This is a genomic window from Parabacteroides sp. AF39-10AC (assembly GCF_003635405.1).
GTDB classification, from domain to species: Bacteria; Bacteroidota; Bacteroidia; order Bacteroidales; family Tannerellaceae; genus Parabacteroides; species Parabacteroides distasonis.
Genome location: NZ_QTLP01000004.1, coordinates 54,694 through 67,014 on the forward strand (window position 1 = coordinate 54,694; position 12,321 = coordinate 67,014).

Consider the following 12,321-nt stretch of genomic DNA (forward strand, 5'->3'; position numbering starts at 1 on the left):
TTTGGCATACGTTCTAGTTTTGCCGGATTGATATGACAGATCTTATCTCTAAAGAAAAGCGTAGCTATATCATGTCTATGATTAAGGGTAAGAATACAAAGCCCGAGATTATAGTCCGTAAATACCTGTTCCATTGTGGCTTTCGCTTTCGTGTGAATGTAAAGCGCCTTCCCGGTACCCCTGATATCGTATTGCGTAAATATAAGACCGCTATCTTCGTGAACGGCTGTTTCTGGCATGGGCACGAGGGTTGCCCTGAATTTCGTCCTCCCCGTACCCGGGTAGAGTGGTGGACCGAGAAACTAAACCGGAATAAAGCCCGGGATGCCCGTGTACGTGAGGAATTACGAGCGATGGGCTGGAATACGATGGTGATCTGGGAATGCCAGCTTAAACCCAAAGAACGGCAAGCTACTTTAGAAAATGTCGTCCGTTTATTGGAAAAGACGTATGTGGAATCTACCTATCATGCGAAGTTTACCCCAGCCTACCCGCTATTAGAGGAGGAAGAACTTCCCAAAGTGGCGGAAGAAGAGATATCCTATGAGAGTGCTCATCATTATTAATTCTCCAACCGGAACGTATAATCCTTCCTACTTCTGAAAAGCCGGTAAATACGGACATATCCATTGAATATGGGTTGAATAAACTCCAACAGGAATAACCAACCGGTAGTGGGGTTTTGTTGGAGCATTCGAGCCGATTTGCCGAAAACGATTGCCTTGATTATAAAACGTGTCAAATATAATAATACGGCGATCAAGGAGATTAGCCAATTGCCCTGTAATCCGATCACTACCGTAGCGATAACCGATGCTTGGAAAAGGTAGAAACAAGTGGATTCGAGATGATAGAATGTCAAGGCGCTTCCTTTGTAATACCGTTGAGTGGCAGCACGGGAAACCTTCATCTCTTTCCAGATTCCAAAACGTTCGATTTGATCCATTTCCGTTAGGCTGTCCGGGGTATAAATTACTTTCGTATTCTCCTTGGTCGAGGCTTCGTTGATGAATAAGTCATCGTCTCCCGCATGCAAGTTCAAGGATTGGTAGTAACCTTTATGCTTGAAGAATAAGTCTTTCCGATAAGATAAATTTCGTCCGTTTCCGGTATATGGGTGATGGGAGAGGGCGGAAGATAGATAACGTAAACCCGTCAATAAGTTATCATAGGCGATCAACTTATGAAAGAATCCCTTGTAGTTGCTGTATTTGCAGTAGCCCAAGACAATACTGGTCTCGGGTGTGTATCCACCAACCATGGCGGATAACCATTGATCGTTGAGCGGTTGGCAATTCGCCTCCGTGAATAGAAGAATATCGTATTTGGCCGCTTTCACGCCTAGGGTAAACGCCAGTTTACGGCGGCTTAGGTAACGAGCGTCCGAGGGGACGTAAGTATGATACAAATGTTTATACTCATTTTGAAAGAACTTTAGCGTATCGTCGGTATCGTCTCTCGAGCCATCGTTGATAACGACTACCTGATATTCAGGGTAATCTTGTGTAAGTAACGCAGGAAGGTGTTTCTTGAGGTTCTCAGAATCATTTTTAGCGTATATGATGATGGATACGGGGAGTTTATTACCTTCCTCTAAGGTATCATCCGTTCGTCTTGACGCACGTAAAGGGCGGGCATAAGCGATCAGATAATAAAGAGATAAGATAACGAACCCTATTAAGGAGATTCCCAATAGGAAAAGCTCTGTATTATTGAGTAGAAACATAATAATGTGCCAATGTGATTAATATGCCAATGTGTCAATATCATTAATGAGCCAATATGATTAATACGCCAATGTGCCAATAAGCTACTCAAGGTATTTACATTGGCACATTGATCAATTGGCTCATTATTTTATCGTATCGGAATAATAGGCTTTAGGTAAATGACGGCAGTTGTATTGGGAGGCCATGACCTCGCCATAAGCGCCGGCGGAACGAAGGGCGATCAAGTCGCCACGATGAGCCTTATTCAACTCTACATCCTTGCCGAATACATCCGATGACTCACAGATCGGGCCCACTACATCGTAAGTCTCTACTGCCTCATCGCTGCTGATGTTCTCGATACGGTGATAAGCGTCGTACATCGCCGGGCGGATCAATTCCGTGAAACCTGCGTCAAGGATAGCGAATTTCTTCGTCTCTCCTTCCTTGACATATAATACCTTAGAGATTAATGTTCCGCATTGAGCGACGATCGAACGTCCCGGCTCAAAATGTACCTGTTGACCCGGACGTACTTGAAGCAGTTTATGAATGGCCGCGAAATAGTTATCGAAAGCCGGGATCGATAAATGATTCGGGTGATAGTAATCGATACCTAATCCACCTCCGAAGTTCAGGTTCTCCACCGTAACCCCGTGAGCTTCCAGTTCTTCCTGTATCTCGTTGAAACGAATTACCAAATTGCGGAAGCTAGACATATCCGTGATCTGTGAACCGATATGGCTATGGATACCGATCAACTTCACATTCTTCATCTCCTTTAATTTATCCAGTACGCCTCCTAATTGGCTAAGGTTGATACCGAATTTATTTTCCTTCATACCCGTCGTGATCTTGGCATGTGTATGGGCATCCACTTCCGGGTTGATACGAAGGGCGATAGAGGCTACTTTATTCTTGGTGGCCGCCAGCTCATTGATAATTTCCAGCTCAACGGCAGATTCCACGTTAAAGCAGAAAATATCATTGTCCAGTCCTAGGTTGATCTCCCAATCCGCTTTGCCAACACCAGCAAAGACAATCTTATCGGCAGGAAAACCGGCATCTAAAGCTGCCTGTACCTCGCCGCCACTTACGCAGTCTGCGCCAAGGCCGTTTGCCGCTATGATGGAAAGGATACGGGGATTGGCATTAGCTTTCACGGCATAATGCACGTGGTAACCATATTTCCCGGATTCGGTTTTTACTACGTCTAATGTGTCTTGCAATAGCTTGACATCATAATAATAAAAAGGCGTAGAAAGCTGCTTGAACTTTTCTACAGGAAATGTTCCTTTGAGCATATTATACGAAATTATATAAAGATAAATAAGGGCAGTCTGTAAAAGGCCGCCCTCGTTTGTTTTTATTTGTTGTTAAATAAATGATCGCTTAGAGCTTGCAGCGCTCTCTGCTTGTCCGAGGCCTTAATCAGCAAGGAGACGTTGTAGTTGCTTCCTCCGTAGGAGATCATGCGAACCGGGACATCCTTCATGGCCTGTACGATACGAGCCTCGAAGCCGATGTTATCCCATTCTAGGTCGCCAACCACGCAAACGATAACCATATCCTCGTCTACGGTCACGGTTCCGTACTTCTTCAAATCGTCAACGATCTCTTCCAGATGCTTGCGGTTATCGATCGTAACGGAGACACCCACTTCGGAAGTCGTAACCATATCGATCGGAGTCTGGTAGTTCTCGAAAGTCTCGAATACCTTACGCAAGAAACCTGTAGCTAGCAACATACGTCCGCTCTTGATCTTGATAGAGGTAATATTGTCTTTGGCGGCGACCGCTTTGATCTTACCTTTTTCGATAGCGTTTGAGATCAATGTACCCGGAGCGTCCGGCTGCATTGTATTTAGCAAACGGACCGGGATGTTGTTCAATTTAGCCGGTAATATACAAGTCGGGTGAAGGATCTTGGCTCCGAAATAAGCTAACTCGGCAGCTTCCTCGAAATGCAATTGACGGACTGGAGACGTTCCCTGTACGATACGAGGGTCGTTATTGTGCATACCGTCGATGTCTGTCCAGATCTGGATCTCTTCCGCACCGATAGCCGCGCCGATTAAGGATGCGCTATAGTCGCTACCACCCCGTTGCAGGTTATCGATCTCGCCGTAAGCGTTGCGGCAGATATAACCTTGTGTGATGTATAGATCAGCATCCTTATTATCAGCGAGTAATTTTTCCAATTTCTCTTTGATATAGACAGGGTCCGGTTCCGCGTTCTTATCCGTACGCATATAATCCAAAGCCGGGATCAATACGGATTTCACGCCGCATTCGTTCAAATAAAGATTCATCATACCCGTAGAGATCAACTCTCCTTGCGCCAAGACAACCTTTTCCTCGAATAAGGTAAACAGATCCTTCGTGAACGTACGGATATATTCGAAATGAGATTTTATCAGTTCTTTGGCCTTCTGTTTATATTCCTCGGTGCTGTATAGTTCCTCAACATGGCCCATGTATTTCATGGCAAGCTTGTTGATGATCTCATTCGCTCCGTCTGGGTTCTTTTTGTACAGGTAGTCGGAAATCTCGACTAACGAGTTGGTTGTACCCGACATGGCTGACAATACAACGATCTTACGGTCTCCCGTGATCAGTTTCGCTACATCTTTCATTCTCTGTGCAGATCCCACAGAAGTACCGCCAAACTTTAAAACTTTCATCTTCTTTTGTTCTATATTAAATTGTTTTCTTTTTCAATCGAATGCGACCGCAAAGTTACAAAAAAATTATTCTCTGACATCACTTAGACAGGCATTCTCGCATTTTACTATGCGGGCAGGATAATTATGCACGATCGTATAGTTATGAGTGGTCATAATCACCGCCGTTCCCTGCTGGCAGATGTCGTGTAAGAGTTGTACGATTTGTCCGCTCGTCTCCGGGTCCAAGTTGCCGGTCGGCTCATCCGCCAGTATCAACTTGGGGTTGTTCAGAAGGGCACGGGCAATAACGATACGTTGTTGTTCCCCGCCGGATAGCTCATGCGGCATTTTATAGCCTTTGTCTTGCATGCCTACCTGACGGAGCACGTTGTCTATCCGTTCCTTGATCTCGCTTTTCTTTTTCCATCCGGTGGCTTTCAGCACGAATTCCAGATTCTTGGAGACGGAACGGTCGGTCAACAATTGGAAATCTTGGAAGACGATACCTAGTTTCCTACGCAAATAAGGGATATCCTTCCGCTTCATCTTGGTGAGGTTGTAATCCATGATACGTGCCTCGCCTCGCAAGATCGGTATCTCGCAATACAAGGACTTGAGCAGGCTGCTTTTACCGGAGCCTACCTTCCCGATCACATATACGAACTCTCCGTTACGAAGCGTGAGGCATGCGTCGTGTAATACCCTGTTTTCCTCACGGCATATCTCCACGTTCTCTAATTTGAGTAGAATATCTTCTTCCATAGAATTTATCAACCTTTATGTCTTTTCTTTAATTCACGGGCGAGGTCTTCCAGACGAAGTCCCTTGCTTGTCAATAATACGATTAAGTGGTAAACCAAGTCGGATGCCTCATAGATGAAGCCGTCTTCGGTTCCGTTGGTCGCCTCGATAACGGTCTCTACCGCTTCTTCGCCGACTTTCTGGGCCATGCGATTCACGCCTTTCTGGAATAAGGTAGTCGTATAGGAACCTTCCGGCATTTCTTGACGGCGACGCTCGATGAAGTTCTGCAAGTATTTCAAGAACATGATATCCTCTACGTTCTTCTCGCCGAAACAAGTATCCGCTCCCGTATGACAAACCGGTCCGGCTGGAATCGCCTTGATCAATAATGTATCGTTGTCGCAATCCGCCGTGATGCTAACCACCTGCAACGTATTTCCGCTACTCTCTCCCTTCATCCACAAACGGTTTTTCGTGCGGCTAAAGAATGTAACCTTACCCGTACTTACTGTCTCATCATAAGCTTCTTGATTCATGAAGCCCAACATTAATACCTTACTAGTGTTGTTGTCTTGTACGATAGCGGGTATTAATCCGCCCATTTTCTCGAAATCTAATTTCATCTTTATATATAATGTGTTATATCCTTACATTGATCCCCTCGTCCTTGAGGTATTGCTTCAAGTCGCCTATCCGTATCTCGCCGAAATGGAAAACGCTGGCCGCTAAAGCCGCGTCCGCTTTCCCATTGGAAAACGTATCCCGGAAATGTTCCATCTTTCCCGCTCCACCGGAGGCGATAACCGGGATATGCAACGTATCGGCCAAGGTAGCCAGAGCGTCGTTCGCGTATCCGTCTTTTACGCCATCGTGCGTCATACTGGTGAAAAGGATCTCGCCGGCGCCACGGCTTTCCGCTTCCGAGGCCCATTGAAACAAATACTTATCCGTCGGGACACGCCCTCCGTTTAGATAGCATAGCCAGTCATTGTTCTCAAAATTAGCGTCGATAGCGACTACGCATACCTGACTACCAAAGTTCTTGGCGATCTCCTCGATTAATGCCGGGTTACGTAAAGCCGCCGAGTTGATCGAGACCTTATCGGCGCCAGCGCTAAGCAAACGATCCACGTCCTTCAATTCGTTGATACCTCCACCCACGGTAAAAGGGATGCTGATATGGGCCGCCACTTGTTTTACCAACTCGGTGAAAGTCTTTCGCCCCTCGTGTGAGGCGGTAATATCCAAGTACACTAATTCGTCGGCCCCTTCACGGCTGTACTGGGCACCCAACTCCACGGGGTCTCCAGCGTCGCGAAAGTTCACGAAGTTGATGCCTTTTACGGTCTTTCCATCCTTTATATCCAGACAGGGAACAATTCTCTTGGCTAGCATATATCTATTTTATTATTTCAAGTAAAACGAAGTAAATCTTTCAACTGGATCTTCCCTTCATAAATGGCCTTGCCGAAAATGACAGCGGGAATCCCAGCCTCAGATAATTTCTCAATATCCTCGATCGAGCTTACGCCACCGCTCGCTATGATATAAAGGAAGGGGATCTCGTCCCGTATCTCTTTATATAAATCGATAGCCGGGCCTTGCAGCATACCATCCCGTGCGATATCCGTGCAGATCACCTTGGTAATCCCCTTGTCGTAATATCCTTTGATAAAAGGAATCAACTCCTGGCTGGTCGTTTCCTCCCAACCACTGATGGCGATCTTCTTTTCCTTGGCATCGGCCCCTAATATGATTTTCTCGCTACCGAACTTGCTGATCCAAGAGGTGAACATTTCCGGGTTCTTCACGGCGATACTGCCCCCGGTTACCATCTGGGCGCCGCTTTCGAAGGCGATCTCCAGATCATCCTCTTGTTTCAAGCCCCCTCCGAAATCAATGATCAAGGAAGTCCGGGTCGCTATCCGCTCAAGGATACGGTAGTTGATGATGCGTCCTTCACGGGCTCCATCCAAATCTACCACATGCAAACGCCGGATGCCGTTACCCTCGAACATCTTGGCCACCTCCAGAGGATCTTCGTTGTAAACCTTCTTGGTCGCGTAATCTCCTTGCGTCAACCGGACGCATTTGCCATCTATTATATCTATAGCGGGAATAAGCTCAATCATATCTTTAAAAAGTTTTTCAATATAACCTCTCCTACCGATCCACTTTTTTCCGGATGGAACTGTGTTGCGTAGAAGTTGTCCTTATGTAAAGCGGCGCTGAACGGAAGGATGTAATCGGTCGTAGCCGCCGTATATTCATTTACAGGTACATAATAACTATGTACGAAGTAAACAAATTTGTTCTCCAATCGCTCATTGAATAGGCCGCTTTTAACGTTTGTCAAGGTATTCCAACCCATGTGAGGAACCTTGTCCTCATGCTTTTGCGGAATAAAACGTTTTACTTCCGTAGGGAAGATCCCCAAGCAATCTGCGTTTCCCTCCTCCGAACGCATGCACATCAATTGCATGCCGAGGCATATCCCGAGTACCGGTTGCTTTAGGTTCAAGATCACCTGATCCAATTTATGCTCCCTTAAATACTCCATGGTCGTGAAAGCTTCACCTACTCCGGGAAAGATAACCTTATCCGCTTTATTTAATAATTCCGGATCAGCCGTGATGATCGGGGTAACGCCCAACCGCTTCAAAGCGTAATCTACCGAGTAGATGTTTCCGGCATTATATTTAATAATGGCAACGTCCATTGTTGTTAAGCATTTATATTGAGTCGCAAAAGTAACAAATTATCATTACATAATTATGAATGGCGATTGAAAAGTTCCAAAATGAAATGTATTTGTGATAAACTGGTGTGATCGGGAAGGGGAAATAAAGAAAGGGACGATCGCTTATGTGGACCTATGGAAAGAATATTTCAGCGAAAAGTTGATTTTTTTTACTCCAGCTATTGCAGGTTTAAAAATAATACTTACCTTTGCACCGCAATCGAGAGAGATAGCGATAAAGAAAAGAGGTTCGGTAGTTCAGCTGGTTAGAATACATGCCTGTCACGCATGGGGTCGCGGGTTCGAGTCCCGTCCGGACCGCCTCTTTTTCAAAATTATTATTGATTATAAAATGGTTCGGTAGTTCAGCTGGTTAGAATACATGCCTGTCACGCATGGGGTCGCGGGTTCGAGTCCCGTCCGGACCGCTTTCAAAGAAAGCAAAATAAAGTAAAGCTCTGTAATTTAAAGATTACAGGGCTTTTTCTTTTTCCTCACTTATCAAGAATGACGGCTCACCTGCAAAACTCTATGTTTGTAAAACATTCGCAAAAGCAGGGGGCGGCAATCTGTTTTGCGGTAGGCTTCAATGATGTTGTAAGCGAAAATGCGATAACCTTGACGTTTTGTTTGAAAATCCGGGATTATGATGACAGGGCCTTTTTGCGAATAGAAGAAATAGGGAGTGCTTTATGGTCAAATTATCCATTTTACCCTGTTTTTTTGTATGAATATCTCTATTAGGAGACGAAAGTAATGGGATTAGGTAACGCAAAAGCCAGTGTTAGGCAACGCTACCGTATGTGTTTGGCGATACATACGGTAGGAATTGGGTACGCAACCTATAGAAATGGGCGATGCATCCGTATGAAAAGCACCTTTCTCCTGCATAAATATGAGATAGGATGAATTAATCTCGCTAGAATGAAAGGGTATATTTAAGCAAAGTGTTATAATACAATTGATTGCTGATATTTTTTCTCGTATTTGGTAACAGCATGTATCTTTGCCCGGAAAAAACGATTCTCCGGGGTTTCAGATTACATATTGTCATATTGTCAATTTGAGCGTATTACTTATCTTTCTCGCTGGCAATGCGGGCAATAATAAATGCTGCCTCCGAGGTAAGCCTCTTTCTGTATCCGTTCGCCACAGACGGGGCAAGGGTCATGGTAGGTGTTCTTCGATAGGATCGTGCGGTAATTGCCTAAGGCGCCGTATAGATCCTTCTCCGTATCCCGGCCTCCTCGGCGAGTCATCTCTTCCAGCGTGGATTTCACGGTGTTGAAGAGGCGGTCTATATCCTCTTCTGATAAAGTCGATATTTTTCGTTTCGGGGAGATCCGGGCATTGAACAAGATATCTTGGCAGACTCCGTTGCCCAGGCCCGGAATACGTTGCTCGGTGGCGAGCAGCGCCTTTGCGGATATATCTTTCTTGAGATTCCGGATGAGACTAAGGAAATAGGCTTTATCGAATCTCTCGTCCAACGGACATAGCTTATGGATGCTACCTTGGTAATAGGGATTGTCAAACTCGCCTTTGAAAGCGTAGATGGAACCATACATCGAAACCGTGAAAGCTAGGAACGAGTCGTCCTCAAATACGATCATAAGCTGATATTTCTTCGGGGCCTTTTCCGCGGAGGTATAATAACGCATATTGGTTCCGTCTCCGATTAAGAGGTGGGTATCCGCGTCCATAAGGATGTCCACGAATGCGCCATAGCCTTGGGCGCCTAGGACCGTTCGTCCTACCAGCCTATTGGAGTATTCCGCCGGATCGCCATTATAGAACGTGAAACGGTGAGGACTGTTCGACTCGATAACATGCGCTATCCGTTTACCCTTTAGCGTTTCGCTAGCCTGTTTGCCAATGGTGGCGGATTCGGGAATCTCAATCATATTCGTATTGTTTTTAGAGGTGACGGGGTAAATATAGGCATATTTTCCGTACCAATATTCATTGATACGGAAAATAGGAACCGGGCTTTAATTCTGGGTCGGATAAAGGGGCTTTCCTGTCTCGTCCACATCTGTCCAGTCTTTTACGTTGACACTGGCCAAAGTGACCGAATTACCGTTGATTACCGCTTTAAATAAATAAGAGTTTCCCGCTTTCAACTCGCCATCCGGAAGAGGGATCTGGGTGGTATAGGTGCGGGTACTGTTTTCATTGTCGGCGGATATTTCCAATGTGAGAGTCATGGGAGCCGTATGTCTTATCGGCAACATGATATATTGGGCGGTTAATCCGTTTATCCCCATCTTATCCGCTTTCCCGAAAGCGGTGGCGGGAGTGATGATACCTGTGCCCAGATCCATGGTCGCCCCGGTTTCGGGAGGTGTGATCATGGCGGAGACCAATTGGTTGATCGTGATACCTTCACCGCCGGTTAATTCTACTACGACTTGGGTAGCCACATGGCCATAAACAATCGGTATATTGATTTGGGAGCTATTAACATCCTGTTGTATGGCGCTCCACCAAAGATAATCGATACCGTTGAAGAGGGGTTCGGATACGCCACTCGTGAATGTCGGGGGGATCGTGGAGAAATTGTCGGATACGGCGTAGAAATTATAAGTGCCATTGGAGAGAAACATTTTATATCCGTCACTTCCTGTTAACACCCCGGGAGATGAGGTTATGTAAAGACCTGACGCCTCGGGGTTTCCCTTGGTTCCTGCGCTGCTGTCGAAGACATAAACCCTGCTTTGTATCCCTTTATTCATGGGAGACATGGAACGTAATAGGTTCCGGCCCTCCACGGAGGCGTTGAAGGTCACCAACGTGCTGTTTCCCGGGTCCTCGTTTCCCGAAGAGCCGTTCGGGGTTGTTCCATCCTCAAAAATAATCGTGTTCTTGTTGCATCCGGCGAGGAGTAACAGGAACATCGTGCTAAATGTAAGCGCATTTGCCGCTTTCAGTAAATTCCGTATCATATAATTTGTGTTTAGTGAATAGTCTATATAATACATTTTACGAACCGTTTTGGTTCAGAAAGCGGCAAATGTTTTAACTTTAATCTAGCGGTTTCACGTAAGACCAGTGGGTTTGTATGATCTTCCATTGGTTGTCGGGGTTGCGTCTGTAAACCTCGGTGCAGTTCCATTTTATTACCTTGTCGGATAAGTAGCTATCAAGGTTGAAGGTGAGTACCGCTATGTTTTGCGCGACTTGTACGACCGGGCGGATCATGTCGAAATGATCTGCCGGAGGAAGTTGCATACCTTTATAATAAGTGCGCAGTTGTTCCAATCCCTCTATTTTCGTCTCTAGGGAAGGATCGAAGTAAATCACGTCGGTGTCTGAAAGCTCTACGAATGCCATCGGGTCGGTCGAGGCTAGAGCCTCTTTTTCAAGGGAGATGATCATCTCCGGGATGTTCTCGTTTAATGTTTTGTTCTCCATATTCTTTTGTTGTGCGTTAGCGGATAACGTGCTTCCTAATATGAGAGCCGCTATCCATGATTTGTATTGTCTCATGATGCTTTATTTATTGATAGAGGCAAAATTAGACATACCGAATGGAGTTCGTATAATACTTATAAAGGAGGAAATAGTACTTTTTACGGTTTTGTATTCCTGCGATAGTTTAGCGGGGTCATGTTTGTTTGGGAACGAAATAGACGGATGAAATAGGATGGATCCTCGTAACCTAGAGCTTCCGTTATGGCGGATATAGGCAAGTCCGTATAAGTCAATAGCCGTTTGCTCTCGATCAGTATTTTGTTTAGGATGTATTGTTTAGCGTTGATACCCGTAGCGTTTTTCACGATCTCATTCAGGTAGTTCGGGGTGATGCAAAGCCGATCGGCATAGCTCCGGATGGAATGATCTTGCTTGAAGGAATGGTTTACTAACTCGATAAATCGGTCTACATAGATGCTTTTAGATCGGGCGTTTGTGTCTGGAGGTAAAGCGTTCGAGTTAGAATATAGCCTGTTGAGCAACATTAATGTCTCGTACAACAAGGCCCGGAGCAAGTGTTTGTCTTTCGACTGATAGTCCTTGATCTCTTTATCGATCTCCGAGATCAACTCGGAGATGCGGGCATAGGCTTTCTTGTCGAGACTGAGCTTGGAAGACCGTCTTTCCGTATGGAAATAAGAGAGGTTCCGGAGAAATGCCGGATCATTGAAAAAAGAGAGCAGGAACTCTTCCTCAAAGATAAGAGCGAATCCGTCTTGTATCGTTTTATCGTCCCATTTGCGTATTTCGCCGGGCCGGGTAAAGATGATATCTTGAGGCTTTACCCGGTTCGCTTGATGATCGATAAGGAATTCTCCCTCCCCGCTAGTGATCAATGTTATATCGTAATACGTCAATATATGTACGGGTTGTTCCTTGAGATACTTCTTGATCGTGTTCAAGGGAACGACGTCGATAAGTAGCTCATCGCCGTATTTGTGTTTATAGAAGTCGTATTGCGGTATATTATGATTCATCTGCTCATGTCT

At 45.5% G+C, this 12,321-nt stretch carries 13 protein-coding genes and 2 tRNA genes; 3 read left to right on the forward strand and 12 right to left on the reverse strand.

Annotation, left to right across the window (positions count from 1 at the left end):
• Nucleotides 1-32: 32 nt before the first annotated feature.
• Nucleotides 33-566 (forward strand): very short patch repair endonuclease, encoded by a 534-nt coding sequence (locus DW033_RS04780; protein WP_008780092.1) that lies wholly within the window; start codon nt 33-35, stop codon nt 564-566.
• Here the strand turns inward: DW033_RS04780 and DW033_RS04785 are convergent.
• The 8 genes from DW033_RS04785 to hisH form a co-directional block, all read right to left on the reverse strand.
• Entirely contained in the window at nt 563-1,726 is a 1,164-nt protein-coding gene (locus DW033_RS04785; protein WP_048927595.1) for a glycosyltransferase, read from the reverse strand. The two genes, DW033_RS04780 and DW033_RS04785, sit on opposite strands and share 4 nt — an antisense overlap.
• A gap of 126 nt (nt 1,727-1,852) precedes the next feature.
• Entirely contained in the window at nt 1,853-3,013 is a 1,161-nt protein-coding gene (gene lysA, locus DW033_RS04790) for a diaminopimelate decarboxylase (protein WP_005864472.1), read from the reverse strand.
• A 62-nt stretch (nt 3,014-3,075) separates the two neighbouring features.
• Nucleotides 3,076-4,392, reverse strand: coding sequence for an aspartate kinase (locus tag DW033_RS04795; RefSeq protein WP_048927596.1), 1,317 nt, complete (start codon nt 4,390-4,392; stop codon nt 3,076-3,078).
• A 66-nt stretch (nt 4,393-4,458) separates the two neighbouring features.
• Entirely contained in the window at nt 4,459-5,136 is a 678-nt protein-coding gene (locus tag DW033_RS04800; protein WP_005854551.1) for a cell division ATP-binding protein FtsE, read from the reverse strand.
• A gap of 8 nt (nt 5,137-5,144) precedes the next feature.
• The gene (gene hisIE, locus DW033_RS04805) at nt 5,145-5,741 is read right to left on the reverse strand and encodes a bifunctional phosphoribosyl-AMP cyclohydrolase/phosphoribosyl-ATP diphosphatase HisIE (protein WP_005854554.1); all 597 of its coding nucleotides are present in this window, start codon (nt 5,739-5,741) and stop codon (nt 5,145-5,147) included.
• Nucleotides 5,742-5,757: 16 nt separating this feature from the next.
• Nucleotides 5,758-6,513 (reverse strand): imidazole glycerol phosphate synthase subunit HisF, encoded by a 756-nt coding sequence (hisF, locus tag DW033_RS04810; protein WP_005854556.1) that lies wholly within the window; start codon nt 6,511-6,513, stop codon nt 5,758-5,760.
• Between the two features lie 17 nt (nt 6,514-6,530).
• A complete protein-coding gene (gene hisA / locus DW033_RS04815) occupies nt 6,531-7,250 on the reverse strand; it encodes a 1-(5-phosphoribosyl)-5-[(5-phosphoribosylamino)methylideneamino]imidazole-4-carboxamide isomerase (protein ID WP_005854558.1) in 720 nt (239 codons plus the stop codon).
• A complete protein-coding gene (hisH, locus tag DW033_RS04820; RefSeq protein WP_008780097.1) occupies nt 7,247-7,837 on the reverse strand; it encodes an imidazole glycerol phosphate synthase subunit HisH in 591 nt (196 codons plus the stop codon). The genes hisA and hisH overlap by 4 nt, the downstream gene beginning before the upstream one ends.
• Before the next feature lie 268 nt (nt 7,838-8,105).
• Between hisH and DW033_RS04825 the strand changes: the two genes are divergently transcribed.
• Nucleotides 8,106-8,179: transfer RNA gene (locus tag DW033_RS04825), tRNA-Asp, on the forward strand.
• A 33-nt stretch (nt 8,180-8,212) separates the two neighbouring features.
• Nucleotides 8,213-8,286, forward strand: a tRNA-Asp gene (locus DW033_RS04830).
• 648 nt (nt 8,287-8,934) lie between these two features.
• Here DW033_RS04830 and DW033_RS04840 read toward each other — a convergent pair.
• The 4 genes from DW033_RS04840 to DW033_RS04855 all read right to left on the reverse strand — a co-directional run bounded on the left by DW033_RS04840 (nt 8,935) and on the right by DW033_RS04855 (nt 12,309).
• Nucleotides 8,935-9,762, reverse strand: a complete 828-nt coding sequence (locus DW033_RS04840; protein ID WP_048927597.1) for a DNA-formamidopyrimidine glycosylase family protein — start codon at nt 9,760-9,762, stop codon at nt 8,935-8,937.
• A gap of 87 nt (nt 9,763-9,849) precedes the next feature.
• Entirely contained in the window at nt 9,850-10,839 is a 990-nt protein-coding gene (locus DW033_RS04845) for a fimbrillin family protein (RefSeq protein ID WP_122382503.1), read from the reverse strand.
• Nucleotides 10,840-10,882: 43 nt separating this feature from the next.
• The gene (locus DW033_RS04850) at nt 10,883-11,347 is read right to left on the reverse strand and encodes a nuclear transport factor 2 family protein (protein WP_005864625.1); all 465 of its coding nucleotides are present in this window, start codon (nt 11,345-11,347) and stop codon (nt 10,883-10,885) included.
• An 83-nt stretch (nt 11,348-11,430) separates the two neighbouring features.
• Entirely contained in the window at nt 11,431-12,309 is an 879-nt protein-coding gene (locus DW033_RS04855) for a helix-turn-helix domain-containing protein (protein WP_005864627.1), read from the reverse strand.
• Between the last annotated feature and the right edge of the window lie 12 nt (nt 12,310-12,321).

Bases quoted from the DNA above. Each gene is read 5' to 3' on its own strand.
- hisA (WP_005854558.1), bottom strand. From the start codon at position 7,250: ATGATTGAGCTTATTCCCGCTATAGATATAATAGATGGCAAATGCGTC.
- DW033_RS04850 (WP_005864625.1), bottom strand. From the start codon at position 11,347: ATGAGACAATACAAATCATGGATAGCGGCTCTCATATTAGGAAGCACG.
- hisH (WP_008780097.1), bottom strand. From the start codon at position 7,837: ATGGACGTTGCCATTATTAAATATAATGCCGGAAACATCTACTCGGTA.
- DW033_RS04795 (WP_048927596.1), bottom strand. From the start codon at position 4,392: ATGAAAGTTTTAAAGTTTGGCGGTACTTCTGTGGGATCTGCACAGAGA.
- lysA (WP_005864472.1), bottom strand. From the start codon at position 3,013: ATGCTCAAAGGAACATTTCCTGTAGAAAAGTTCAAGCAGCTTTCTACG.
- DW033_RS04855 (WP_005864627.1), bottom strand. From the start codon at position 12,309: ATGAATCATAATATACCGCAATACGACTTCTATAAACACAAATACGGC.
- DW033_RS04800 (WP_005854551.1), bottom strand. From the start codon at position 5,136: ATGGAAGAAGATATTCTACTCAAATTAGAGAACGTGGAGATATGCCGT.
- hisIE (WP_005854554.1), bottom strand. From the start codon at position 5,741: ATGAAATTAGATTTCGAGAAAATGGGCGGATTAATACCCGCTATCGTA.
- DW033_RS04785 (WP_048927595.1), bottom strand. From the start codon at position 1,726: ATGTTTCTACTCAATAATACAGAGCTTTTCCTATTGGGAATCTCCTTA.
- DW033_RS04845 (WP_122382503.1), bottom strand. From the start codon at position 10,839: ATGTATTATATAGACTATTCACTAAACACAAATTATATGATACGGAAT.
- DW033_RS04840 (WP_048927597.1), bottom strand. From the start codon at position 9,762: ATGATTGAGATTCCCGAATCCGCCACCATTGGCAAACAGGCTAGCGAA.
- DW033_RS04780 (WP_008780092.1), top strand. From the start codon at position 33: ATGACAGATCTTATCTCTAAAGAAAAGCGTAGCTATATCATGTCTATG.
- hisF (WP_005854556.1), bottom strand. From the start codon at position 6,513: ATGCTAGCCAAGAGAATTGTTCCCTGTCTGGATATAAAGGATGGAAAG.